Source organism: Arthrobacter sp. Soc17.1.1.1 (assembly GCF_036867195.1).
GTDB lineage: Bacteria > Actinomycetota > Actinomycetes > Actinomycetales > Micrococcaceae > Arthrobacter_D.
Genome location: NZ_JBAJII010000003.1, coordinates 83,977 through 107,311, shown reverse-complemented (window position 1 = coordinate 107,311; position 23,335 = coordinate 83,977). Strand labels below are relative to the sequence as shown.

Here is a 23,335-nt window from a genome sequence, read left to right as displayed (position 1 = left end):
CCCAAGGGTTATCAGGAGCGGCCCGGCGGATTGTCGGGTTCTCGTAGCGATCGATTTCTCTGCGGTCACGGGTGCGGCGGGGTGTCAGGTGATGATGCAAGCTTCTTTTGCTCGTCGCTGCTCGGGGTGATGCCCCAGCGGGATGACAGTGCCTGCTCGAGTTTGGTGGTCTCGTTCCGCAGGCCAGGGTCTTCTCCTCGGGCGAGAAGCCCGTACTCGAGGGTGGTCATGCCTTCTGGTGTTGCGCTTGCTTTGATCCATACGCGCCGACGTGCGGTGATGAGCGAGAGGATGAGTCCGGTCAGAGCGAGGGTGGAGAAGATCAGGGCACCGATTTTGCCGGGATCGTAGGTGATGTCGAGGGCAACGAAGCGTTTCAGATCCTGGAATGTGATGGATCCTCGCCCGTCGGGCAGCTCGTAGGTTTGCCCGGGCTCGAGCACAATGCCACCTGCGTTCAGGTCCCGCCCGTTGAGTTGGGTGAGGTTCGTGGTGTCCAGCTGGTACACGGACCGCGGCGTTCCATCGTCAAGGCCGAGATCACCGTAGTAGGAGTTGAGATTCAACCGCGGGTTGAAGGGATCCGGGTCGGAACCAAAGGCCAGACCTTCACTGTTAATGACGGCGGTCGGCAGGAAGAAGCCGACAAATCCGAGCTGGTCCGGTTGCGCGTCAGGCGCTTTGATGACGATCGTCGATGTGTAGGCCGAATCCGTTGGCTGTGACGGCACGGGGCCGGAAAAGGCTATGTTCCCTTCCCCGTCGCGGACCTCGACCACGGGAGCGTATCCGTTCCCGACGAGATACACGTTGGTGCCGCCGATGCCGATGGGGGAGTTGACCTTCAGAACCCGGTCCCCGGCGGGCTGGTCCGGGCTTTCCTGCACGGTCATCCGCGCGGTGAAGTCCAGGGGCTGACCGTAGGTGGATTGTTCGTCCCGGTTGAACCTGGCATCGAAGTCGTCCAGGGTCAGCGCGAACGGGGTGAGGGTGTCGGGGTTGAAGTTGGTGCCGGGGGAGAAGGAGTCGTACCCGATGAGGGCGTTGGTGAACCCTTCTCCTTCGATGATGAGTTTCTGCCCCCGGTAGCCGAACATCCCGCCGATGGCGACGGATACCAGGACGCCGATCAGAGCGGTGTGGAACAGCAGGTTTCCTGCTTCCTTCATGAATCCCCGCTCGGCACCGACGGACGGGGTGTCCGTGCCGGCGTCGCGGATGTCGACTCTGTACCGGAGCTTCCGCAGGATCGCCGCGGCGTCTTTGATTGCCGCGGTCGGGTCGGGGGCGGACGTTCCCGAGCCGCCATCGCTCAAAACGATGGTGCCGTGGTGGGGGAGTCTCGCGAACCGGCGGGGAGTGCGTGGGGGGGCTGATCGCAGTGCCTTGAGGTGGGCTTTGGTGCGGGGCAGGACGCATCCGACGAGGGAGGTGAAGAGAAGGAGGTAGATCGCCGAAAACCAGACCGAGGAGAAGACGTCGAACATTTGTAGGCGGTCAAGCCAGGGGCCGGTGTCGGGGTTGTCCTTCAGGTACTGGGTGACCACAGCAGGATTGGCGCGGCGTTGCGGGAAGAGGGATCCAGGGACGGCGGCCACGGCCAACAGCAGCAGTAACTGCAGGGCCGTTCTCATGCTGGTGAGCTGCCGCCACACCCAGCGAAGCATTTCACCGGCACTCAAACTGGACACTGAAATATCGGGTGTCTGCTCCGGCCTCGAATCGAGGCCTTGGTCAGGCGCCTGACCGGGAGCGTCCTCCGGGCTCTGCCTGGGTGTCTGACCGGGTATCTGAGCGGGTGTCTGCCGGGGTTCTTGTCCGGAGGTTCGTCCGGTTGAAGGGTTAACTGGCATCATCGGTTCCTGCCGTGGTGGGCGAGCTAGGCGTCGTAGGACTGTCTTCGGCCAGCACATCTGCGATCAGGGTCTTGAGCGTGCTTTCGTCGGCAACGCCGAGGATGCGGGCGCTGACGCGCCCCTGCCGGTCAAGGACCAGGGTCGTGGGCACGGCCTGCGGCGGCACGTAGCTGGTCAGGCTCAGGAGCAGCTTGCCGTCGCGGTCCCCAAAGCTGGGATAGGTGATGCCGAAGTTCCGTTCAAACGCCTCGGCCGTGGACTTTTCGTCGCGAACGTTGATGCCGTAAAACTTCACACCCTCGGGTGCGAAGGAGGTGCTTAATGTCTGCAGCATCGGTGCTTCGACCCGGCAGGGAGCGCAGGCCGCGTACCAGACGTTCAGGACCGTGACATTGCCGGCCCATTGGCTGGAGTCGACGGTCGTGCCGTCGTAGAGCTCGCCCGTGATGTCTACGGGTTCGCTTCTGGTGTCGGGAGCGTATTCGGCGACCGACCCGTCCCCGGCGATGTAGTTCTTGTTGTCACCGGCATTGGCCTGCTCGGCAAGAGAATTGTTCTGCGCCGAGCATCCCGTGATGAAAAGCGCCGCCGTTACCAGCAAAGCGATGAGGGTCGACGCGCGGGCACGGGGGCGCGATCTACTTGGCGCCGCCGCCTCCCGTAGGGGCGTGTGCGGCGCCGACTGAGTACCTGTCGATGGAGTACCTGCCGATGGAGTACCTGGTGCGTAGGGCCGATGTGCGTTCGTGCGGGCGGGAGCACTCATGGGGCGATCTCTTTTCGATCGTGGTGTGCGCGAGGGAGGGGATGCGTTCGCTGGAAGCATCAGACGGGGGTGAGGAAGGTGCCTGCGAGGTTTTGGAGCTGGTAAATCCACAGCATCCAGACGCCGGTCACCATGAGGACTCCGACCCCGACGAGCAGGGCGCCGCCGATGAGGTTGAAGACGCGGATGTGGCGTCGAACGAAGGACAGGGCGGTTGTGACCCACTGCACTCCGAGCGCGACGAGGATGAACGGTATGCCCAGGCCGAGGCAGTAGACGAACCCTAGAAGCGCTCCACGCCACGCTGTGCCGGTGGTGGTGCTCAGGGCCAGGACAGCGCTGAGGGTGGGACCCATGCAGGGCGTCCAGCCCAGACCGAAGACCACGCCGAGCAGGGGTGCGCCGGCGATACCGGTGCGGGGCCGCCATGACATTTTCGCGGTCCGCTGCAGGAAGGGAAGCCGGCCAACCAGTGCCAGTCCCATGACGATGACGAACACGCCGAGGACTCGGATCAGCGGGTCCTGCCAGCGTAGAAGCCAGGAGCCAATGACACCGAATGCGGCGCCGTAGAGGGTGAACACGAGGGCGAAGCCGAGGATGAATAGGGCGACACCGGTCAGCAGGCGGCGCCGGTTGTCCGGGCGGCCGGGTTCTGCCAGTCCGGAGACATAGCCCAGATAGCCCGGGATGAGCGGGAGGATGCAGGGGGAGAGGAAGGACACGAGCCCTGCGATCATCGCCAAAGGTATTGCGGCCAGCAGCGCTCCGGATTGGACGCTGTCCGCGAAGTATTCGCCGATGGTCATCAGCGGTACACCTGCGAGGCCACGGTGGTCACCGGGTAGTGGTGGGTTCGGAGGTGATAGGGGGAAGTCATAGGTGGGGTCCTTGGGACACGGCAGCGCAGCAAGAGAGCGTGCAGTCGTGTGAAGAGTAGGCAGGGCTTATCCGGCAGTCATTGAACCTGGCGGAAAAGTGAGGCGGGCTCGGGGAGGGCGCTGAATCCTAGATGCGGCTGACCGACAGTTGCAGCAGGCAGACGCCGGCCGAGCGCAGAGGGGACGCAACCGGCGGTCGGAGCTCGCGCGTCCTGGTACTGCCGGGGAGAAGAACCATGGCGCGCAGACAATAAAGGCCGATGAGGCCGGCAACGACCAGGACCATCGAACACAACGCGGTCGCTACCAAATGCCCATCAGGGCAGGCGGCAGCACACACATCTCCTAGGAGAACATCCTGACTAAAGTTCGGCGCGACAAGGGGCGGCGGAGCCTGTTGAGAGACCTCGCCAGGTGTCAGGGCTGCGGGGGCTACGGAGACCTGCTGCGTGATGGTCGTCATGGAGGCAGCTTGTGCGGGTACGCCGCTGCTGGTCGAGAGCGCGGGCCCGGCCCATACGTGCAGGAACGTGATGCCCAACAGGAGAACCACGACCCGCAGGTGCCACCGGGCGGGCGAGGGAACGGCGGAGGGATTCAAGAGCATCATCTGATGCATGACCCTCCCAACGCTCCTGCTACATCATTCGTTCTCAATGGCCTGGCCTTGCTTCATTCTACCGGCGGACAGTGACGGCGCTGATTCAGAAAGCTTCGCTCCAGTGCTGCAGTTCGGTGCCGTGGTCGATGTCAGGAGAGCGGCACGGAGACATCCGTGACGTCATCAGCCTTCCTTGCCAATTCAGCCATTCATGTATAGTACAGCGCGTGCTGACTAATGAACGATACCTCGATGTGATGAACAGGCTGGGACGGGCGATGGCCGATCCGACCCGGTCCCGTCTCCTTATGACCCTGCTCGACCATCCCGCCTATCCGGCGGACCTTGCCCGTGAACTGGAACTTACCCGGTCGAATGTCTCGAATCACCTCGCCTGTCTTCGGGATTGCGGCATCGTCATCGCTCACTCTGAGGGCCGGCAGACGCGCTACCAAATCGCTGACCCACACCTGGCTAAGGTTCTCACTTCCCTGGTTGAGGTGAGCCTCGCCGTCAATGAGGGAGCACCGTGCCTGGATGCTGGATGCTCTCTGCCGGGGTGCCAAAAGGCGGTGGTGACCGAGTGATTCTGTCCTCAGTTCTTCCAGCCATCGGCCTGTTCTTTCTCACCAACATCGATGACATCATCGTCCTCGCCCTGTTCTTTGCCCGCGGAGCGGGACAACGAGGAACCACAGCCCGAATCCTCGGCGGGCAGTACCTCGGTTTCATCGGGATCCTGGGCGCCGCGGTTCTCGTCTCCCTCGGCGCAGGTGCTTTCCTTCCCGAGGAGGCCATTCCCTACTTCGGCCTCATACCTTTGCTGCTGGGTCTTCGGGTTGCATGGCAGGTATGGCGCAACCGAGACGACGATGATGACGACGACGAGGCGAAAGTTGCCGGCAAGAAGGTCGGTGTCTTCACTGTCGCTGCTGTGACCTTCGCCAACGGCGGCGACAATATCGGGGTTTATGTCCCGGTCTTCCTGAACGTTGGGCCGACCTCCGTCGTCGCCTACTGTGTGGTCTTCCTCGCCCTGGTGATCGTCCTCGTGTGGCTCGCCAAGTTCGTAGCCACACGACGTCCTGTCGCTGAGGCCCTCGAACGCTGGGAGCACATCCTGTTCCCGGTCGTCCTCATTGCTCTTGGTCTGTTCATTCTTATCAGTGGTGGAGCGTTCGGCCTGTGACGGCGTGCACCTACCTACCGCATCAGGGCGTTGGGTTTTCTTCCAGACTGTTCGGATTGCGCGTAGCAGCAACAACGGGAGAACGTGATGAGTGAGGACAAATCCGCTACGTCTGCTGCGTTGAAAGCCCGCAACAGAGCCCGGGTGTGGATGCTGGTCGGTTCTCTGGCCCTGGCCGGCGCCGACCTCGCCGTGAAGGCCATCGTCGAGCGACAGCTGCGTGAGGGGCAAACCATCGAAGGTGGATTCGTGGACTTGCGGCTGCACTTCAACCCGGGTGTCGCGTTCAGCTTCGGAGCCAATCTTCCGCCGATCGTCATCCTGCTGGGCACTGGAGCAATCATCGCGGGACTGGCATGGTTCCTCCTGGCATCGATCAAGACGCTGGGCCGCTTGGGTCAAGTAGGAGGGTCTCTGCTGATTGGTGGGGCACTAGGTAATTTCCTCGACCGGCTGGTCGGCGGTGGCGTGGTCGACTACCTTTACGTCTCCTGGTTCTCCACCTTCAACCTTGCTGATGTCTTTGTCTCCGTCGGTGTCGGGCTACTGGTCCTGGGAACCGTATTTAGCACCCGCGGACACACCCCCGAGCCAGACAACCCCTGACCTTCCTACCAAGTGTTCTCAGCCCTTGATTCAGCCCCTGACATTGACATCGACAACCATTGGGGTCGAGACTCCCCGAACGTCCAACTGGGCGGACCCGGACGTCAACATAAGTTGACATAAGATAAATTATCGGCGATTTGCGGCGCTGTGCGAGAGGGACTTATAGCTTCCTGGCGGGTGGTCTTTTGGGGCCGGTCTGGCCGCCTTATTCTGCGTCCGCTGCGCCGGATGAGGGGTGTCGAATGTGGGGGACGTCGAGTGTCTCGTGCTCGAGGGCGGCGGTGATGGCGGCTGGCGACGGCAGGGTGGCCTGTTCATTGGCCGGAAGCGCGTCGTAGGTGTAGGACGAGACCGCCAGGGGCTGGGTGGAGCCCTCGAGGGCATAACGCACGGTGCGGGCGTTTTTCGATCCGCAGACGAGGATCCCGACGGTGGTTGCCTGTCGTGGGAGCCGCAGGATGTCGTTGACTGCTGCGACATAGAAGTTGAGCTGGCCCAGGTTCTCTGGTTTGAACTTGCCGGCCTTCAGTTCCACGACCACGTACCGGTCGGAGGGCACGTGATAGAGCAGCAGGTCGATGTAGAAGTCATCGCCGTCGATGTTCAGGTTGTACTGGCGGCCGACGAACGCGAAGCCCGGCCCGAATTCCGTCAAGGTCTGGGCCATGCGGAGGGTCATGGCCTCCTCGATGGCGTGTTCCTGGGCTTCCTCGGTCAAGCCGAGGAAGTCGAGCACCAGGGGGTCCTTGGCTACTTCCCGTGCGAGGTCTGTCCCCTCGCCAGGGAGTCGCGCTTCAAGGTTGTTCGGTGCCGCGCCGATCCGACCATGGAGATTCGTGTGGATTTGATGTTCGAGCACGGCGACGGACCAGCCGTGCTGGGCCGCCCGGGCGGCGTACCAGGTGCGCAGGTCCTGGTTGTCGACCTTGCTCAGCAGGGTGACGTTGTGGCTCCAGCTCAATTGTCCAGACGGTGTCTGGACAATTGGATCCGAGCCGTCCCAGGCAGCGGCGAAGGCCCGCATGTTGTACAGGTTCGTCCGGGAGAAGCCCCTCATGTGCGGGAACTCCGCCTTCAGATCCCGTGCCAGGCGATCAAGGACCCTACTCCCCCATGGTTCGTCCGCCTGCCGGTCGAGAATGGACCGGCCGATGTTCCAGTACAGCTCGATCATGGCTGTGTTCACCACACGCTGCGCCCGGTGCTGGGCTTCGCGCACGAGAACCTTCAGGGCGGTGAGGGCGGCAGCGTAATCACCCGGGAGATCCGGCTCGAGCTCAGGCATGAACCCACCCTAGTTGAGGTGGGAGTTCCTTCCCCAAGGCGTACGGGCCTTGGGTCTTCCACGCTTCGTATCGTTGCTGCCCAGCCTCCCGCACCTCGGGTTCACGAGGGTAACCGACAGGGGGTTACTGATTGTTTAATAGCGCCACGGCCTGTGGCGCTATTGAGATCCACACTGGGGACTCTGTAAGTCTGTGGTTCTGTGTTTCTGTACCCCTGAGATTCGCTCACAAATTACGGCCATCCGTCGGCAGATAACGGCTGCCTCGTGAGCAGGTCTTGCAGCCCGGCAGTCAGCGAGCTGACAGAACGATGGTTATCGGCGTTTTGAAAGGCCTAGGAATTGGTGGTCTTGAGATTGGCTCGGAATAGATAAATCCTATCGAAAACGCCCCGAATTGGGCCCTAGGCGCAACCCTGATCACCTCCGCGATCCGACAGCGCTGCTCGCTGTTCGTTAGACTGGTTGGCATTATGGATGACCCCCCGACGCATAGACCCATGCCCCTCACCCGCTTGAATGCCGCACTGTCGGCCGATCGAGGATGGGGGGCGCACCATGTATGAGTTGGTCATGATCGGCGTCGGCCTGATCCTCACTGTCGGCACCGGCATGTTCGTGGCCTCCGAATTCGCGCTCGTGAATCTCGACCGAGGCGAGCTTGAAGCCCGTGACGCCCGTGGCGAAAAGGGCCTGAAGCCCACTATCAAGGCGTTGAAGATCACCTCGACGCATCTTTCGAGCGCCCAGCTCGGCATCACCCTGACCACACTGCTCACCGGATACACGTTCGAGCCCGCCATCAGCTCCCTGCTCCGCGGGCCACTGCTCGGTGCCGGCGTCCCCGAGGCCATCGTGCCGGGTATCGGAGCGGTCGTCGGGATCTTCCTCGCCACGATCTTCTCCATGGTCATCGGTGAGTTGGTGCCGAAGAACTTCGCCCTGGCCCTGCCCCGACAGACGGCGAAATTCGTCGTCCCCTTCCAGGCCCTGTTCACTACAGTCCTGAAGCCCGTGATCCTGCTGTTCAACAACACCGCGAACAAGATCATCCGATCCTTCGGTATCGAACCGAAGGAAGAACTTTCCGGTGCCCGTAGCGCCGAGGAACTCAGCTCACTGGTCCGCCGCTCCGCTCTGGAAGGCTTCCTGGACCAGGACCACGCCGAACTGCTGCACCGCACCCTGCTGTTCTCCGACCATACGGCCGATGACGTCATGACCCCCAGGGTGCGTATGACGTCGGTGCGGACCACGGACACGGCCGCCGAGATCGTCGCGACCGCGGTAACGACCGGGTACTCCCGTTTCCCCGTCATCGGACAGGACAACGACGACATCCGCGGCGTCATCCACCTCAAGCAGGCTTTCGCTGTTCCACTGGATGCACGAAACATCACCACGGCCGAAAAGCTGATGCTCGAACCCCTGCGGGTGCCGGAATCGATGAGCGTGGACACGCTCCTGGGCTTGCTGCGTCAGCAAGGCCTGCAGGTCGCGATCGTCACCGACGAGCACGGCGGCACCGCGGGCATCGTGACCCTCGAGGACCTCATCGAGGAGATCGTCGGAGAACTCGAGGATGAACACGACCGCACGCGCGTCGGTGTCATCCGCACCGGCAAGTCGATCACCTTCGACGCCTCGCTGCGCCCGGACGAGCTGAAAGAGCGCACCGGCATCGATGTGCCCGAGGGCGAGGACTACGACACCCTCGCCGGCTACATGACCGACGAACTCGACCGCATCCCGGAACTAGGGGACGAAGTGAACCTCGACGACGGCGTGCTGCGCGTCGAACGGGTCCTCGGATCCCACGTTGAACGGATCCGGTTCACGCCCACGGACCCCGCCGATTACCCACAGAACCCTGACGATCCGCAAACCCGTCACGACCGGACAATCGATGAGCTGACGAAGGACCTGACCCATGAGTGAGTACCTGCCCGGACTGATCTGGCTGGTCATCCTCCTGGCCGTCAACGCGTTCTTCGTCGGCGCCGAATTCGCCGTCATCTCCGCCCGACGCTCCCAGATTGAGCCGAAAGCCGACGCGGGCAGCAAGGCCGCGAAAACCACCCTCTGGGCGATGGAACACGCCACGCTGATGCTGGCGACCAGCCAGCTCGGCATCACCGTGTGTTCCCTGGTCATCCTGAACGTCTCCGAGCCGGCGATCCACCACCTGCTCGAGTACCCGCTGGCCCTGACCCCGATCCCAGCAGAGGCCATCGGCGTGATCGCGTTCATCATCGCCCTGCTGCTGGTCACGTTCCTGCACGTGGTCCTCGGTGAGATGGTCCCGAAGAACATCTCCTTCTCCGTCCCGACCCGGGCGGCCCTGATCCTGGCACCGCCCTTGGTGTTCGTGTCGAAGGTCGTCAAACCTGTCATCTGGTCGCTCAACGGCATCGCCAACGCAATCCTGCGCCTGTTCAAGGTCGAACCGAAGAACGAGGCGACCAGCGCCTACACCCTCGATGAGGTCGCGACCATCGTGGAGCAATCCACCAGGGAGGGGATGCTCGCGGACGGCAGCGGCACCCTGACGAACGCCTTCGAGTTCACCTCGAAGACCGTCGCCGACGTCGAAGTACCCATCGGGGACATCGTGCACCTGCCCGAGACGGTCAGCCCGGCCGATATTCAGCGCACCGTCGGAGAGCACGGGTACTCCCGGTACATCCTCACCCGCGACGGGGAACCGGCCGGGTACCTGCACCTCAAGGACGTCACCGACCTCTCCACCCCGGAAGCCTTCACTGCCCAGGTGCCGGCCAAGCGGATCCGCAGGCTCGCGTCCGCGTACCGCAGCAGCGACCTCGAGGACGCCCTGGCCACCATGCGCCGGACGGGCGCGCATGTTGCCCGGGTCTTCGACGCGGAGGGCAACACCACCGGCATGCTCTTCCTCGAAGACATCCTCGAAGAACTCGTCGGCGAAGTACAGGACGCCACCAGCACTGCATAGAAGCAACACCACTGGTGCTGGTGCTGGTGCTGGCGCAGGCGCCTCCGCTCGGAGGCCTGCGCCAGCACCATCAACCTTCCGACCAATGACCTCAGGAATGGCTTTCCTGCCGCCACACGTACTGCCAACTGCTTCGTGACTAAGGACCACCTGTGTGCGTGCCTGGTCGTTCCACGACGGAACCTCAATCAACCGTGCGGCCGATGCCGGGCAGGAAACGACCAACCCTCGCTGTGTACGTGGCGTAGGCGCTGTGATGGGTGTGGTTCAGGTAGGGCTCTTCGACGAATCGAACCTGAATCTCCACGGCGAGGAACAGGCAGGCCAGTGCGGCCGCACTGACCAGAGTAGGGACCATGAGCGCAATGCCGGTCATGGCTGTGAGCATGGCGGTGAAGATGGGATTGCGGACCACGGCGAACAAGCCGGTGGTGACGAGGTCGGTGCGTTCGGTGGGATTGACGCCAATGCGCCAGGAAGCGCCCATCCCGCTTTGGGCGGCTAACGTGCCAAGAAAGCCGATGACGGCGACGATGAACCCGGCCCAGGCAAGTCCGGGCAGTCGGGGTGGAAGGAGGACGCCGGCGACGGCCAGGGCGGGACCTGCGGCGCCGAGCACCATAGCTGCAATGAAGAGGATGCCGCCCCACCATTCGAGGGACCCGGGGGTTCCGCTGATGCCTTGGAAACCGGTGGATCCGGTTCTGCGCCGGTGAATCCAGGACCGGACCCCGAACGTGGTGATGACGCCGATGGCGTAGAGGACCAGCGCGAGCAGTGATGTTGCCTGCAGGGACATGGGTGGCCTCAATTCCATCAACTACTCGGGGCTGGGTGAGTCTACGGAGGCGCGGGGGCGGGTGGCGGTGGCTTTAGGTGAAGACGTGGAGGAAGCGGAAGAACACGGATGCGGCGACGGCAATCCAGGCTAGGACGATGATTGGTCCGACCCACGCGGCGAGGCCGCGGGTGAGGGCGGCGGGGGCGGGGATGACACCGTGGACCAAGTTCCGGACGGTGGTGAGGATGAACAGAGGGATCATGGCTGCCCACACGATCATGCAGTAGAGGCAGAGGATATAGATCTCGAACAGCGCCTGGCTCCACAACCAGGTCGCGAATACCGCCCCAAGGGTGACTCCGATTTGGAGGCCGGCCCAGTACCAGCGGTTGAACCGGGCGCCGGCGAGCAGGGCCATGCCGGTGGTGATGATGATCGTGAAGCCGACGAGCCCGATGAAGGGGTTGGGGAAGCCGAAAAGCTCGGACTGCCAGGTCTCCATGACCTGCCCGCAGGACACCCACGGGTTGATGTCACAACTCGTGACGTGGTCCGGGTTCCGGTAGAGCTCGAGCTTTTCAAGGATCAGGATCCCGGCGGCGACCCATCCGATGACACCGGTGACGACGAGCATGATTCCGAAGGGTGTCCTGCGGGCGAATCCGGGTACGGCGGACAGCTCATCCTGCCCGCTTCCTGGGGACGCTCCGACGTCGCTGCTGGTGTGAACCATGGTCCTTAGTCCTCGATGGCGGTTTCGATGAGGCTGCGGAATTCCTCGGCCGTGGCGGGCTGGATCTTCCGGCCTTCGAGAAAGAACGTTGGGGTCCCTTCGACGTTCAGGGCCATGCCGTCGTTCTTGTCGATGTTGACGCGTTCCATGGTGGCGGGATCGGCAATGGCCGCGTCGTAGGCGGCCATGTCCAGACCCAGGTCCTCGGCGTAGCCACGAAAGACCGGGGAACGGTCCTCGTTGGTGTGGCTCCATTCGGTCTGCTTTTCGTACATCACCGAGTGCAGTTCCTTGAACTTACCCTGCTGCGCGGCGGCCTCGACGGCGGCGGCTGCGGTTTCGGAGTTCGGGTGTCCGGGCAGCGGGAAGTAGCGGGCGACGACGGTGAGGTTCTCCCCGTATTCCTCGGAAAGCTCCTCCACGAGCGGGTACGCGGCGAGGCAGGACTCGCATTCGAAGTCGAGGAACTCGACGAGGACGGCCTTCTCGTCGGGCGCCTGGGACAGGCGGTGGCTGTCCTCACGGACGACGTCGGCCGCGGTGGACGTCGCGCCGGTGGCCTGACCCTCATCTTTGCCGAGCGCGTTGAAGATGATCACCAAACCGATGGCGAGAGCGACGGCGGCGAGCAGTCCGATCACGACCCGGTTCTGCAGGCTCATGCCCTTTTTCGCGTCAGGGGTGGTGGTCGGTGCGGGGGCGGGGGTCGGCACGGTGGTGTCTCCTCGTCATGGAACTGCGTGGTCGTGCTCATTCCCCGCCGAGTGCAGGGAACTCATGGTGGATCTGGTCTTGCTCGGTGTTCTAATCGTGCGTGCAGCAGGTGCAGGACGCCTTCGCGGTCGTCGACGTCCCGCCTGCGACGGGGTCTGCTGTCACGGCTGCGGTGGTGCCTGCCGTGCTGTTCGCTATGGTGCCGGGCCCTGTGGGCGGTGCCGTCAGTGTCAACGGCGAGGTCCCCGGGGAAGTGGTGGTGTTTGAAGTGGTCGAGCTTGCCGTGATGTCGGTGCTGCAGCACGAGTCAGTGCCGCCGTCCGGGGTGCTTCCACAGGTATCAACGCGTCCGTCGTCATCGAGGTTTCCGAACGATGGTGCGCAGCAGGAGTCACCCTTCCACGCCTCGCGGCCTTCCTTGAGGGCGACGGCGGCGATGACCAGGGCGGCGATCGGGTCGGCCCAGGACCAGCCGAGCGTGCTGTTGAGCAACAGGCCCACCAGCAGGACGCCGGAGAGGTAGGTGCACAGCAGGGTCTGCTTGGAGTCCGCGACGGCGGAACGGGAGCCGAGTTCGCGCCCGGCCCGGCGCTGCGCCCAGGACAGGAACGGCATGACGGCCAGACTCACTGCGGCGAGGATGATCCCGACCAGGGAGTGCTGGGGTTCGGACGCACCGAGCAGGGTCCGGACGGCGTCAAAGGTCACGAATGCGGCGAGGCCGAAGAAGGAGAACGCGATCAGGCGCAGCGCGGTCTTCTCACGCGCTTCCGGGTCGCGGCCGGCGAACTGCCAGGCTACGGCCGCCGCGGACAGCACCTCCACGATCGAGTCCAGTCCGAACCCGATCAGGGCGCTCGAGGACGCGACCGTACCGGCGCTGATCGCGATGACCGCTTCGATGACGTTGTACGTGATCGTTGCGGCCACGAAGAGGCGGATACGCCGGGACAGGACTGCGCGTCGCTCCACGGTCGGGGTGGGGCGTGCTGGCTGCACTGTTGCGGGTGGGGTGTGAGTGCTCATCAGCAGCAGGCCTTTCCGGCGACGTGGCCCTCCCTGGTGGTACAGCAGCACTCGGCGTCTGCGACGGCAACGACATTGAGCAGGGCTGTGAGCGCGACACCCAGCTTCTTGTCGGCCAGCTCGTACCGGACTCGGCGACCCTCGGGAACGGCGACAACCAACCCGCAGCCCCGCAGGCACGTCAGATGATTCGACAGGCTTTGCCTACTCACCCCAGCCAGCTCAGCCAGGTCACTGGGGTAGGCGGGACCCTTCCTCAGTGTCAGAAGTACCTGTGCGCGGGTCGGATCGGACAGGGCGTACCCGAACTTCGCGAGGACGGCTGGCTGTTGCAAAGTTTTCACACCCAAAATGATACACCGTGGTCTGTATTGAGGATGAGCAGGGCATACAGGGGTCTCGCACATAAGAGTGCCGGTGGATGCGACTCCTTCCTGCAGACCACCCAGACGTCTTGGCGCTGGCAGCCCCTCTACATCGAAAGTGCCGTAGATGTGGGCGGTCCGCAACGCGTCCGGGAACGAAGAGACAGCACCGGACGGCACGAGCGTGACGGTAAGGTCAGCAGGGCAAGAACGAGCACGGTCGGGCGTTAAGTGGAGTGTCAACAACTGATGGGGACGGGAAAGGACGGCGGCATGCAGGTCACTGCTTCGGTGCGCCTTATCCGATCCATCATCGTGACTTCCTGCATGATGTCCCTCGCGCTCGGCGCCCATGTAACAGGTGAAGGCTCCTTGCCTGCCTGGCCCCTCCTCGCTGGGCTGGCAGTGTTCGCCCTGGTGCCGGTCGCCTTCTTAGCCGGGCGCAGGCTGTCCCTCCCGGTCCTGGGCGGGCTGCTCGTGGGCGGGCAGGTCCTGCTGCATCATGCCTTTGAGATGCTCGCCGGCCCGGCGTCCTGTGCACCCCAGGGCACGCACGGCGCCGGGGTGGATCATGCGGCGTTCGTGACGCAGTGCTCACCGGTGGGGTCGGCATCCGAGCACCTTGTTCCGCATCTAATCGATAGTGGCGCGGCGCCGGTCATGGTGATCGGACACCTGCTGGCCGTCGTCGTAATGGTGTGGGTCCTCTCACGGGGTGAGGACACTTTCTGGTCTCTTCTGGCTTGGCTGCGGCCCTTGATTGGGCTCCCGGTGACGGTGCCGGTAACAGGTCGGCCAAAGCTGCCTGAATACGCCGAACGGCCTGTCGCTCCTCCCGCCCGACGGAATCTGCCTGCCGATGTGCGACGAGGTCCCCCGGGGCTCATGCTTTGGAAAGTAGCGGTCGGCTGATCCTTCGTGCATGCACGTGATCGGTCGGTTGCCTGCGCGACCCCTTCAACCCATCACTGTTCAGCGCCCGCGGCTCACTTGTCGCTGGGGCCCACGAAAGGCACACCCCCATGCTTGCTTCATTCATTCCTGCCCTGCCCGTCGACCCGTCATGCGACGGTTCCGCTCGTACCCGCACCGGCATTGTCCGCCGGGCAGGCGCTGCCGGCCGCCCTGCCCGCCGGACCCTTCGCCGTATCGCCGCTGTCGCTGCGACGTCGGGTCTGCTGCTCGTCGGCGCCGGAGCCGCCTCCGCGCACGTGAGCGTCGAACCGGCATCGACGACAGAAGGCGGCTACTCCCAATTGACGTTCAGCGTTCCCAGCGAATCGACCGACACCACCACGAACAAGATCGAGGTCGCACTTCCCACCGAAACGCCCTTCACCTCCGTCCGTGTGAAGCCCGTCGAGGGATGGACCTCCGAGGTGATCCGGGGAGATCTGCCCGCTTCGGTCGAGGTAGACGGCGCGACACTGACCGAGGCGCCGCTGACCGTGATCTGGACGGCCAAGGACGAGGAGCACCAGCTCAACGCCCAGCAGTACCAGACGTTCTCGCTCTCTGTGGGAACACTCCCGGAGGCCGGCACCACAGTCCAGCTTCCCGTCACGCAGTCCTACGCGGATGGGACCGTCCGTGTCTGGGACGAACCGGCCATCGAAGGTGAGGAAGAGCCCGAGAACCCGGCACCGTCCTTCGTCACGACCGCATCCGACGGCACGGACTCTCACGGCGCGGCCAGCACCGAAGCCACCGAGGAAGCAGCGGCGGGCACCACCGAGGTCGACACCGAGCAGGCCTCCACCACCACCGACATGACGGGCACCACTGTCGGATGGATCGGTCTGGGCGCAGGCGTCCTGGGACTCCTGATCGGCGCCCTGGCCCTTGCCCGTACCCGCGGTCAGCGCCAGAACTAGCGGCGCTGAAGCCAGGGTGGGGTGCCGTCTCTCACGTCACCCCATCCTGGCTTTGTCCGGAAGGAACACTCATGACACCACAACCACGCACCACCTCCACCTCCACCTCCACGGTGGTCTTTGCCTCTCGCCCTCGGTCGGGGCGCTTCGCACGGATGGCAGCCCTCCTTCTGGCCTCTACCCTGTTGCTGCTGGGGCCAGTTAGTGCAGCGAATGCGCATGATGAGCTGGCTGCCAGCTCTCCCGCGGCGGACGCGAGTCCTGAGGTGGCTCCCACTGAAATCGTCCTTACCTTCACCAACCCGCCCTCGGGCATCGGAGCGGACATCATCGTTTCGGACAGCACCGGCACCAAATGGTCACAAGGCCCTGCCGAAGTAGTGAACAACACGGTGAGACAGGCCCTTCGATCAGGTGCACCAGCCGACACCTACACAGCACAATGGCGGGTCGTGTCCTCCGACGACCACCCCATCGAAGGGACATACTCCTTCACGAGCACCACCGCTCAGACAGGATCCGCAGACAACCCGGGACCAGCGGCCGAGTCAAGCGCCCCAAGCGCAGAAACCGGCGATACCGCATCCGCATCGCCACAGGCCGCCGATCCGGCCGGTTCCTCCACCGGACTGCCGGACTTCGTCATCTATCTGGCCATCGGCGGCATCCTGATCGCAGGCGTCCTGGCGCTGCTCACGCGACGCCTCCTGAACAAACGCTAAGAGCACAACCCCCCCGACCTCCGGCGCCTGCTCCCGCGTCCGCCTCTCGTGCGGACGCGGGAAGCAGGCCTTAGAGGTACCTACCAAAGATCAGTGCGCAGCACCTGCCCCATCCCGCATCACTGTCTGAAGGTCACCTACTTCGTGAACATCGAACTACTCTTCGCCCGCACCGACGCTGACATGGTGGAGCTCCGGCAACGAACCGAACGATCCCTGACGGATCTTGCGCCCTACGCCAATATCACCCTCGTCAGAAGCGCCGCCCGGAAAGCCCCGCCCAAGCCGGTCCCGCAGAACCTGCCTGCACTGCTCATCGACAACACGATCGTTCCAGCAGACACTCCCCCAGCACCCCTATCAGACGAACCGGCTAGCACCATCCCAGGTACCCTCACGGGCTCACTGGAGCCCGGTACGCACCATGCCACGCATCCCATTCCGAGCCAGCACCAGATCACTGCACATCTTGCCCAGGCGCTGCTCACCGCCGGCCCGAAGGCCATCCGACTGCCCTTGGTGCACCGCAGAATCGTGGCCATTGCACTGCTGCTGATGCTCGCTGGGGCACTGTCCTCCACATTTCTTGCTTTCGGCCCCCTGCTCACGTTCACCGGCCTGCTTCTTCTGCCCATCGGGTTGGCAACCAATGGAACGCGTTCCCGCCGGCAACCCTTGATGCTCATAGCGGCTCTTGCAGCGTTCATGAGCGCGGTCTTTCTCCTGTGGTACTTCGGACCATTGCTTGTCAGTGACACGGATTCCGTGGAGCCTCCTGTCTCCGCCATTTTCTACGCCGCGCTGGCTTGCCTGTGCATCGCCTGGGCCGCCGCCCTGGCCGCACTTCTGGCACGCCGACGTCTACGACAGCAACTGAAGGACCGGTTGCTGCACCACCTCACCAACCCACCCCAGACATCAGCCGAAGAGTAGTGCAGCCCCCACCTTGATATCATCGCTACTTAACGATATAAACGTCATATGGCGATCAACTACGAGATGCACCAACACGAGGATGTGGCGCGCATCTTCCGGGCCCTGTCCGAACCTTCCCGGCTGACACTGATTCACTGCCTGGCAGATGGCCCCCACCGGGTCGGTGAGCTGTCGGCACACCTTGGCCTCGCGCAATCAACGGTCTCGGCGCATTTGGCACTGCTCAGGGACGCCGGGCTCGTTGCGGCGACTCCCGATGGGCGAGCGACCCTGTACCGGCTTGCCCATCCCGGCCTGGATGATCTCCTGCATGCCGGTGAACGTCTCGTCACCCCGGAAACTCAGGACGACTCCCACCCTGGGCACCACGACAAGCCCCTGCTCACACCTGCGGCGGATACGGCGCCTCCGGTGTCCACTGGGCGTCGATCTACAGAAGATGCCGCTCTCCCGGATCCCGTGGTGTCGGCATGAGCGCCGGGCACGGCAGTCACTCGGGACACGCGGGATCCGATGACGGGCGTGGCGCTGGCGGAAACGCCGGCAAGCACGACGGAGACGGTGGCGGCAGGAGCTCTGGTGGCGGGCATGGGCATTCTCATGGTCTGACAGCTGGAGGTGCGCATCGGGGCCGGCTCGTCGCCGCCCTGACCATCACGCTCTCGGTCATGCTGATCGAGGTGGTAGGCGCTGTAGTGTCCGGGTCGTTGGCCCTGTTGGCCGACGCCGGTCATATGCTCAGTGACTCCTTTGGCCTGGCTATCGCCATTTTCGCCACCTGGCTCGCGGCCCGACCGGCAACAGAGCGACGCACCTTCGGGTGGAAGCGGGTCGAGGTGCTCGCGGCCCTCGTCAACGGCCTCATCGTTGGCGTCATCGGCGTACTGATGCTGATCGAAGGAACGAAGCGCTTCCTCACGCCCGTGGAGGTCGATGCCCCCATCATGCTGATCGCGGCGGCGCTGGGGCTGATCGCAAACTTCTTCGCCCTGCGGCTGCTCATGGGAGGGCAAAAGGAAAGCCTCAACGTCCGCGGCGCCTACCTCGAGGTCCTGGGCGACATGCTCGGATCCATTGCTGTCATCGTTGCGGCCCTCGTCATCGGGCTCACCGGATTCGCGCGCGCCGACGGCCTAGCAAGCATTGCCATCGGCATCCTGATCCTCCCCCGCGCATACAGCCTCCTCAAGGCCGTGGTCCTGGTGCTTTTGGAGGCGACGCCGGAGGAAACGGATCTCGCCGAGGTCCGCCGGCACATGGAAGAAGTACCCGGCGTCGTCCTCGTGGACGATCTGCATGCCTGGACGATTACTTCAGGCCTGCCGGCACTGACCGCGCACGTACAAATAGACGCTGACGCGTTCACCAGCGGCCGCGCCGAACGAATCCTGGCCGAGCTCAACGCCTGCATCAGCGAACATTTTGATATCCGCCACTCCACCTTGCAACTCGAGCCAGCGACAGGCCGCCACGACCACTGCTAGGCGCACCGCAGGGACCGGCCTGCACGGTCAGTGATGTTCCGCCTCTGAAGGCCGTTGGACCCAGATCCGCTGCGCGTCAGGGATGCTGAGGCGCATCACAGGGCGCGGTCCGGATGGTTCGGTGGAGATCGTGAGGTCGTACTCGCTTCGTTCGTGCACGGTGATGGCGCTGCCGGGGCGGATGTTGTGTACGGCCAGGAGCCGCAGCAATTCCGGTTTCCTGTCGTCAATACGCAGCACGATGCCCTGCCGGTCGGGGCCGAGATCATCGAGGAGAACGAACGCGGATACCGGCGCTCTACCAGCGGCGTCGGGGATGGGGTCCCCGTGAGGATCATGAGTGGGATGGCCTAGACGCGCGTTGATCGCCTCAAGTAGGCGGTCCGAGACGGAATGCTCGAGTAGCTCGGCTTCATCATGGACCTCGTCCCAGGCGTAACCGAGATCCCGGACAAGCCAGGTCTCGATGAGCCGATGCCGTCGCACGACCGCTATCGCGCGCGCGACCCCTGCCTCGGTGAGATTCAAGGGTCCGTACGGAACGTGATCGACGAGCCCCAGAGCGGCAAGCTTTTTCACCATGCCGGTCACCGATGCCGGAGCGACCGCGAGCTTCGACGCCAACACCGAAGGAGGGATGGGCTCGTCCTGCCACTCCGTGTGCTGATAAATGGTCTTGAGGTAGTCCTCGACCGCCGCGTTGGGCAGGGTTCCTTGCCGTTGTGTCGTCATCAGTAAACAGGTTCCATGTCGTGAGCTGTCGTGAGCTGTCGTGAGCTGTCGGTGGCCTGGGCGGTCTGCCTGTCGGTCTGTCTGTCGGTCTGTCTGTCGGTCTGCCAATCCGTCTGCCAGTTGGCTGATGGTGGCCGGTCCTTGGGCTGACCATGAGAACGTCACCTGCACGCAACAGGCTACAGGCGCTGATTCGGCCGTATTAGCGATCGATGATTGACGTGGGATTTGAGCCCCGACCATCGACGGACCTTACCTGCGATGTATCAGAACCGGCCTGTGGCCGTCGAGGCTGCGCGCGGCTGGTCGGCCTGGTTTTCCTCTGATGCCGCCTCGCGGTGGAGTCATCCGCTACCGGTGAACACCAGGTAGAGCAGTGTCAGATTCAGTGTCACCAGCAGGGCTGCGACGACAGCGCCAATCAGGGTCGTCCACCACCTGTCTTGGTGATCTCCCATGATGTCGGCGCGCGTGCCGAGGTAGACCAGGGGAATCAGGGCGAAGGATATGCCGAATGAGAGCACTACCTGGCTGAGGATCAGCGCCTGCGTCGGATCGACCCCGAAGGCAAGGATCAACAGCGCCGGAATGAGGGTGATGATGCGCCGCGTGCCCAGAGGAATCTTCACCCGCAGCAGGCCGTGCATGATTTCGGCTCCCGCATACGCGCCGACGGAGCTCGATGCCAGACCCGACGCGAGCAGCCCGATCGCGAAGAGCGTCGCGATGACAGGACCGAGAACCTCGGCGATCGCCCCGTGGGCGCCCTCCAGCGTTCCCGTATCGTCGCGGCCCTGCAGGGACGTGGCAGCCAGGAGCAAGATGGCGAGGTTGACTGCGCCAGCAATGGTCAAAGCGATTGTGACATCCCAGCGGGTGGCACTGAGTAGCCGTGGCACCGCTGTCTGGGGACGCCGCGGAAAGCGGTCGCGTGCCAACGCTGAATGGGCGTAGATCGCATGCGGCATGATCGTCGCACCAAGGATGGACGCGGCCAGCAGGACGGACTGGCTGCCATCAAAGGCCGGTAGGAGACCTGCGGCGACGTCGGTCGGTTCCGGCGGGCTGAGGAACACTCCTGCGGAAAAGCCGATCGCGACGATGAACATCATCGAGATGATGAGCCGTTCGAAGACCTGGTGCCGGCCGTGGCCCTGGAGCTGCAGAACGGCAAGAGACACTGCCCCGGTAATGAGCCCGCCGACGACCAGGGGAAGGTCGAACAGGATGTTCAAAGCGATGGCCCCGCCGAGAATCTCTGCGATGTCTGTCGCCATGGCAACCAGCTCGGCCTGCAACCAAAAGCCGCGTCGCGCCCAGCGTGAGCTGATCCGCTCCCCCAGTATTTCCGGCAGACTCTTGCCGGTGACGATGCCGAGCTTCGCGGAAAGATACTGCACGAGCCAGGCCATGACGTTTCCGAGGACGACCACCCAGACCAGCAGGAATCCGTAGAGCGCTCCGGCGGTCATGTTGCTCGCGACATTTCCTGGATCGAGGTAAGCAACCCCGGCTACCAGTGCCGGTCCCAGCAGCCAGATCGTCCTGCCCCCACGGAGGGGTACCTCTGGCGCAGGACCAGCCTCGAGGGACTCCTCGGAAGAGATGGGTGCGGAATGCTGCCGGAACATGAGCCGACGCTAGCATTTTTAGCCGTACCTAAACAGAGGTGGCGTGCTGGGAGGAATCTTTCCCCCGCAGGTACTCGTTATCCCTGCCTTCATTGAGCTACAAGGGTCTTGTCAGTCCAGGCGAAAAGCCATCGTCCCCTGATGCAGCATGTCCCCGAGAGAGGGATTCCTTTGTCAGGAGCAGGTGGTCCTGTCGATCGTGATGTTCAGGTCATGGGGCACCGAGAACTGGCGTCCCGCCGTTGAGAAACCGACGAGGATGTCATCGGCGGTGCCACGGGTAGCGGCATCGTTGAGCGCTACGGATACCACGATGTTGATGTGCTGGTCCGGTTCGAAGCTGTATCCAACAGCTGGGACCGGCGTGACCGAGAACGTGCTGGGTTCCGACGCGGAGGGCGACGGGGTGGGAGTGGCGTTGTGGGTCGCATTTCCGTGCTCGGAGGCTTGTGCGGGCGAAGCGCCGTGGTTGCCGTGGCCCTCCCGGTTCGCGGGTGCCACCTTGGCATCGACTTGTCGCAATCCCTGCGCGTCGACGAGGTCAATGCTGTCGAAGGTGAACGTTTCAAGTGTCGGGTTATACAGCATGATCGTGTACTGCAGGAAACTGTCCTGAGGCTGCACGCCGCACAGCGTGGCGCCATCGGCACGAATGTTCAGGGGATCATCATCAAGGCTTTCGGTGATGAAAGTTGCCGCATCGTTTTCCGTACCGTCGGCGGCGCTGGTCGCGCCACCGTCTGCTGAACCGTCCGGTATTGCGGTATCGCTGCTTGAGGGCAGTGGAGAACTGCCCTCCTGCTCACCTGTAGCGCCCTGATTGTTTGCATTTGCCGCGTTGACGTTAAGAGGGTTTTCCTCTGTGACCGCGCATCCTGCGAGGGCGGCGATGAGGAGTGCGCCTGTCGCGAGGCGGATCGTTCGATGGTGCGGTGTGTTCATGCGAGAACAGCCCCTGGTGGTGCGGAAGTCCCCGGCGAGGCCCGGAACCCTGACCAATGTGATTCGAACCACCCACCTCGAAGGCTTGGTTCGATCGTCAGATCAGAACCCAAGATGTGGAAGGGTTACCTGCGGCCCTGATCGAAGGGGGCGGAGCCGGGGTGGAACACCATGAACAGTCTGTCCCACCCCGGGCGCCGTCTGGGGTCAGCTGTCAGGCACCTGACCCCATCCCTCGCACATGAGGATGCATCGACGTTATGACCTGTACCTGTGTGTGGGCTGGAAGATCCACCGGAATGTTCCCTAATGGCCCGTACCAAATGATCCGTTACCTCCTCTGAGGAACCCATGACCGGTCCGTGGAAGAGTTGGAACCGGATCTGGGCTTGGGGTTGGGCCTGGACCATCTCAATGATCACGGGTCAGCTGGGATGCTCCTAGGCTGATGCGCGTCCGACAAAAGGGAGATCGTGGGCGAGTTGACTGAGGATGCCGATGCCGTTGCACGGCAACCACCTTTGCGAGTCCGGCTGCGCCTGCTCATGGAGCGCGTCGCGGCCCGGGATGAAGCGGCCTTCGAGATGCTGCTGACTCTGATGGGGCCAAGGATCTTCGCGGTAAGCGCCAAGGTCCTCATCAACCCCCACATCGCACTGGAAGTCACACAGGAAGTCCTCTTTGAGATCTGGCGCAAGGCCGACACCTACGACACTGAGCGCGGTCATCCCGACACCTGGATCGTGACCATGGCCCATCGTCGCGCCTTGGATAGGCGGGACAGCGAAGAACGCACCACACGACACGACACCGACTACTTCATCCGGAACTTCACCCGCGAGTACGACCAGACATCAGAAACTGCGCTGGACACCGTTGAACACGACAGTGTCAGGGCGCTCCTTAAACACCTGGCACCCAAACAACGCGAAGCACTCTACCTCGCCTTCTACGACGGGCTGACCTACGAACTGGTCGCTGCCCGGCAGTCCGTACCACTGGCCACGGTCAAAACCCGGATCAGGGACGCCCGCATCGTCCTGCGCAAGAAGCTCACCGCACCGACAGCCGCCAGACACCCTGACCACCCCTGACCAGCCCGGCCCGACCAGGGCTGGTCAGGTTCACCGGCGGAGCGTCCGTGCGCAGAAGTGATCCGAAAAACCGAGGTGAAAAAGAACAGACGCATCTTTCCCATCCGTAACGGCGAGTGTGCCGAATCACATACAGACGCGCC

24 protein-coding genes and 1 pseudogene are annotated in these 23,335 nt (G+C 63.5%); 12 read left to right on the top strand and 13 right to left on the bottom strand.

Annotated features, from left to right (window positions below; translation table 11 throughout):
- Positions 1 to 65: 65 nt before the first annotated feature.
- From resB to V6S67_RS19095, 4 genes are all read right to left on the bottom strand, one after another.
- Positions 66 to 1,667, bottom strand: coding sequence for a cytochrome c biogenesis protein ResB (resB, locus tag V6S67_RS19110; RefSeq protein ID WP_334211926.1), 1,602 nt, complete (start codon positions 1,665 to 1,667; stop codon positions 66 to 68).
- Positions 1,668 to 1,842: 175 nt separating this feature from the next.
- Positions 1,843 to 2,463: a TlpA family protein disulfide reductase gene (locus V6S67_RS19105; protein ID WP_334211925.1), complete on the bottom strand. Its 621-nt coding sequence runs from the start codon at positions 2,461 to 2,463 to the stop codon at positions 1,843 to 1,845.
- A gap of 218 nt (positions 2,464 to 2,681) precedes the next feature.
- Entirely contained in the window at positions 2,682 to 3,431 is a 750-nt protein-coding gene (locus V6S67_RS19100) for a cytochrome c biogenesis CcdA family protein (RefSeq protein WP_334211907.1), read from the bottom strand.
- A gap of 199 nt (positions 3,432 to 3,630) precedes the next feature.
- Positions 3,631 to 3,966 carry a hypothetical protein gene (locus tag V6S67_RS19095; RefSeq protein ID WP_334211906.1) on the bottom strand — a complete coding sequence of 112 codons (336 nt, stop codon included), beginning with the start codon at positions 3,964 to 3,966 and terminating at the stop codon, positions 3,631 to 3,633.
- A 365-nt stretch (positions 3,967 to 4,331) separates the two neighbouring features.
- Between V6S67_RS19095 and cmtR the strand changes: the two genes are divergently transcribed.
- The 3 genes from cmtR (at position 4,332) to lspA (ending at position 5,899) form a co-directional block, all read left to right on the top strand.
- Positions 4,332 to 4,691: a Cd(II)/Pb(II)-sensing metalloregulatory transcriptional regulator CmtR gene (gene cmtR / locus V6S67_RS19090; RefSeq protein ID WP_442884927.1), complete on the top strand. Its 360-nt coding sequence runs from the start codon at positions 4,332 to 4,334 to the stop codon at positions 4,689 to 4,691.
- Positions 4,688 to 5,293, top strand: coding sequence for a cadmium resistance transporter (locus tag V6S67_RS19085; protein WP_334211905.1), 606 nt, complete (start codon positions 4,688 to 4,690; stop codon positions 5,291 to 5,293). The genes cmtR and V6S67_RS19085 overlap by 4 nt, the downstream gene beginning before the upstream one ends.
- Before the next feature lie 87 nt (positions 5,294 to 5,380).
- Positions 5,381 to 5,899, top strand: coding sequence for a signal peptidase II (lspA, locus tag V6S67_RS19080; RefSeq protein WP_334211904.1), 519 nt, complete (start codon positions 5,381 to 5,383; stop codon positions 5,897 to 5,899).
- 208 nt (positions 5,900 to 6,107) lie between these two features.
- Here lspA and V6S67_RS19075 read toward each other — a convergent pair whose 3' ends face one another.
- A complete protein-coding gene (locus tag V6S67_RS19075; RefSeq protein ID WP_334211903.1) occupies positions 6,108 to 7,187 on the bottom strand; it encodes a PDDEXK nuclease domain-containing protein in 1,080 nt (359 codons plus the stop codon).
- A 558-nt stretch (positions 7,188 to 7,745) separates the two neighbouring features.
- On the opposite strand from V6S67_RS19075, the gene V6S67_RS19070 reads away from it, so the two are divergent.
- A complete protein-coding gene (locus V6S67_RS19070) occupies positions 7,746 to 9,125 on the top strand; it encodes a hemolysin family protein (protein WP_334211902.1) in 1,380 nt (459 codons plus the stop codon).
- Complete coding sequence (locus V6S67_RS19065; RefSeq protein ID WP_334211901.1) at positions 9,118 to 10,158, top strand: hemolysin family protein; 1,041 nt, start codon at positions 9,118 to 9,120, stop codon at positions 10,156 to 10,158. Before V6S67_RS19070 ends, V6S67_RS19065 begins: the two co-directional genes overlap by 8 nt.
- 184 nt (positions 10,159 to 10,342) lie before the next feature.
- Here the strand turns inward: V6S67_RS19065 and V6S67_RS19060 are convergent, their stop codons facing one another.
- From V6S67_RS19060 to V6S67_RS19040, 5 genes and pseudogenes are all read right to left on the bottom strand, one after another.
- Positions 10,343 to 10,957, bottom strand: coding sequence for a methyltransferase family protein (locus V6S67_RS19060; protein WP_334211900.1), 615 nt, complete (start codon positions 10,955 to 10,957; stop codon positions 10,343 to 10,345).
- A 73-nt stretch (positions 10,958 to 11,030) separates the two neighbouring features.
- Positions 11,031 to 11,672, bottom strand: a complete 642-nt coding sequence (locus V6S67_RS19055) for a vitamin K epoxide reductase family protein (protein WP_442884926.1) — start codon at positions 11,670 to 11,672, stop codon at positions 11,031 to 11,033.
- Between the two features lie 5 nt (positions 11,673 to 11,677).
- The gene (locus V6S67_RS19050; RefSeq protein ID WP_334211899.1) at positions 11,678 to 12,385 is read right to left on the bottom strand and encodes a DsbA family protein; all 708 of its coding nucleotides are present in this window, start codon (positions 12,383 to 12,385) and stop codon (positions 11,678 to 11,680) included.
- 373 nt (positions 12,386 to 12,758) lie between these two features.
- Positions 12,759 to 13,412 (bottom strand): annotated as a pseudogene (locus V6S67_RS19045) (cation transporter); the annotation flags it as partial.
- Positions 13,412 to 13,756, bottom strand: a complete 345-nt coding sequence (locus V6S67_RS19040; RefSeq protein WP_334211898.1) for an ArsR/SmtB family transcription factor — start codon at positions 13,754 to 13,756, stop codon at positions 13,412 to 13,414. The pseudogene V6S67_RS19045 and the gene V6S67_RS19040, both read right to left, overlap by 1 nt.
- 294 nt (positions 13,757 to 14,050) lie before the next feature.
- On the opposite strand from V6S67_RS19040, the gene V6S67_RS19035 reads away from it, so the two are divergent.
- From V6S67_RS19035 to V6S67_RS19010, 6 genes are all read left to right on the top strand, one after another.
- A complete protein-coding gene (locus V6S67_RS19035) occupies positions 14,051 to 14,689 on the top strand; it encodes a hypothetical protein (RefSeq protein WP_334211897.1) in 639 nt (212 codons plus the stop codon).
- 110 nt (positions 14,690 to 14,799) lie between these two features.
- Positions 14,800 to 15,651, top strand: coding sequence for a YcnI family copper-binding membrane protein (locus tag V6S67_RS19030; protein ID WP_334211896.1), 852 nt, complete (start codon positions 14,800 to 14,802; stop codon positions 15,649 to 15,651).
- Positions 15,652 to 15,722: 71 nt separating this feature from the next.
- Positions 15,723 to 16,373: a copper resistance CopC family protein gene (locus V6S67_RS19025; RefSeq protein WP_334211895.1), complete on the top strand. Its 651-nt coding sequence runs from the start codon at positions 15,723 to 15,725 to the stop codon at positions 16,371 to 16,373.
- Between the two features lie 144 nt (positions 16,374 to 16,517).
- The gene (locus V6S67_RS19020; RefSeq protein WP_334211894.1) at positions 16,518 to 17,306 is read left to right on the top strand and encodes a hypothetical protein; all 789 of its coding nucleotides are present in this window, start codon (positions 16,518 to 16,520) and stop codon (positions 17,304 to 17,306) included.
- 48 nt (positions 17,307 to 17,354) lie between these two features.
- Complete coding sequence (locus V6S67_RS19015; protein WP_334211893.1) at positions 17,355 to 17,783, top strand: ArsR/SmtB family transcription factor; 429 nt, start codon at positions 17,355 to 17,357, stop codon at positions 17,781 to 17,783.
- Positions 17,780 to 18,793, top strand: a complete 1,014-nt coding sequence (locus V6S67_RS19010; protein WP_334211892.1) for a cation diffusion facilitator family transporter — start codon at positions 17,780 to 17,782, stop codon at positions 18,791 to 18,793. Before V6S67_RS19015 ends, V6S67_RS19010 begins: the two co-directional genes overlap by 4 nt.
- Positions 18,794 to 18,820: 27 nt before the next feature.
- Here the strand turns inward: V6S67_RS19010 and V6S67_RS19005 are convergent, their stop codons facing one another.
- The 3 genes from V6S67_RS19005 to V6S67_RS18995 all read right to left on the bottom strand — a co-directional run bounded on the left by V6S67_RS19005 (position 18,821) and on the right by V6S67_RS18995 (position 22,098).
- Entirely contained in the window at positions 18,821 to 19,525 is a 705-nt protein-coding gene (locus V6S67_RS19005; RefSeq protein WP_334211891.1) for a metal-dependent transcriptional regulator, read from the bottom strand.
- A 344-nt stretch (positions 19,526 to 19,869) separates the two neighbouring features.
- Positions 19,870 to 21,156, bottom strand: a complete 1,287-nt coding sequence (locus V6S67_RS19000; RefSeq protein ID WP_334211890.1) for an Nramp family divalent metal transporter — start codon at positions 21,154 to 21,156, stop codon at positions 19,870 to 19,872.
- Between the two features lie 174 nt (positions 21,157 to 21,330).
- A complete protein-coding gene (locus V6S67_RS18995) occupies positions 21,331 to 22,098 on the bottom strand; it encodes a hypothetical protein (RefSeq protein WP_334211889.1) in 768 nt (255 codons plus the stop codon).
- 473 nt (positions 22,099 to 22,571) lie between these two features.
- Between V6S67_RS18995 and V6S67_RS18990 the strand changes: the two genes are divergently transcribed.
- Positions 22,572 to 23,192, top strand: a complete 621-nt coding sequence (locus tag V6S67_RS18990; protein WP_334211888.1) for a sigma-70 family RNA polymerase sigma factor — start codon at positions 22,572 to 22,574, stop codon at positions 23,190 to 23,192.
- Positions 23,193 to 23,335: the final 143 nt, after the last annotated feature.

Bases quoted from the DNA above. Each gene is read 5' to 3' on its own strand.
- V6S67_RS19060 (WP_334211900.1), bottom strand. From the start codon at position 10,957: ATGTCCCTGCAGGCAACATCACTGCTCGCGCTGGTCCTCTACGCCATC.
- V6S67_RS19025 (WP_334211895.1), top strand. From the start codon at position 15,723: ATGACACCACAACCACGCACCACCTCCACCTCCACCTCCACGGTGGTC.
- resB (WP_334211926.1), bottom strand. From the start codon at position 1,667: ATGCTTCGCTGGGTGTGGCGGCAGCTCACCAGCATGAGAACGGCCCTG.
- V6S67_RS19065 (WP_334211901.1), top strand. From the start codon at position 9,118: ATGAGTGAGTACCTGCCCGGACTGATCTGGCTGGTCATCCTCCTGGCC.
- V6S67_RS19070 (WP_334211902.1), top strand. From the start codon at position 7,746: ATGTATGAGTTGGTCATGATCGGCGTCGGCCTGATCCTCACTGTCGGC.
- V6S67_RS19100 (WP_334211907.1), bottom strand. From the start codon at position 3,431: ATGACCATCGGCGAATACTTCGCGGACAGCGTCCAATCCGGAGCGCTG.
- V6S67_RS19095 (WP_334211906.1), bottom strand. From the start codon at position 3,966: ATGACGACCATCACGCAGCAGGTCTCCGTAGCCCCCGCAGCCCTGACA.
- V6S67_RS19035 (WP_334211897.1), top strand. From the start codon at position 14,051: ATGCAGGTCACTGCTTCGGTGCGCCTTATCCGATCCATCATCGTGACT.
- V6S67_RS18995 (WP_334211889.1), bottom strand. From the start codon at position 22,098: ATGAACACACCGCACCATCGAACGATCCGCCTCGCGACAGGCGCACTC.
- V6S67_RS19075 (WP_334211903.1), bottom strand. From the start codon at position 7,187: ATGCCTGAGCTCGAGCCGGATCTCCCGGGTGATTACGCTGCCGCCCTC.
- lspA (WP_334211904.1), top strand. From the start codon at position 5,381: ATGAGTGAGGACAAATCCGCTACGTCTGCTGCGTTGAAAGCCCGCAAC.
- V6S67_RS19030 (WP_334211896.1), top strand. From the start codon at position 14,800: ATGCTTGCTTCATTCATTCCTGCCCTGCCCGTCGACCCGTCATGCGAC.
- V6S67_RS19005 (WP_334211891.1), bottom strand. From the start codon at position 19,525: ATGACGACACAACGGCAAGGAACCCTGCCCAACGCGGCGGTCGAGGAC.
- V6S67_RS19015 (WP_334211893.1), top strand. From the start codon at position 17,355: ATGGCGATCAACTACGAGATGCACCAACACGAGGATGTGGCGCGCATC.
- V6S67_RS19000 (WP_334211890.1), bottom strand. From the start codon at position 21,156: ATGTTCCGGCAGCATTCCGCACCCATCTCTTCCGAGGAGTCCCTCGAG.
- V6S67_RS19010 (WP_334211892.1), top strand. From the start codon at position 17,780: ATGAGCGCCGGGCACGGCAGTCACTCGGGACACGCGGGATCCGATGAC.
- V6S67_RS19055 (WP_442884926.1), bottom strand. From the start codon at position 11,672: ATGGTTCACACCAGCAGCGACGTCGGAGCGTCCCCAGGAAGCGGGCAG.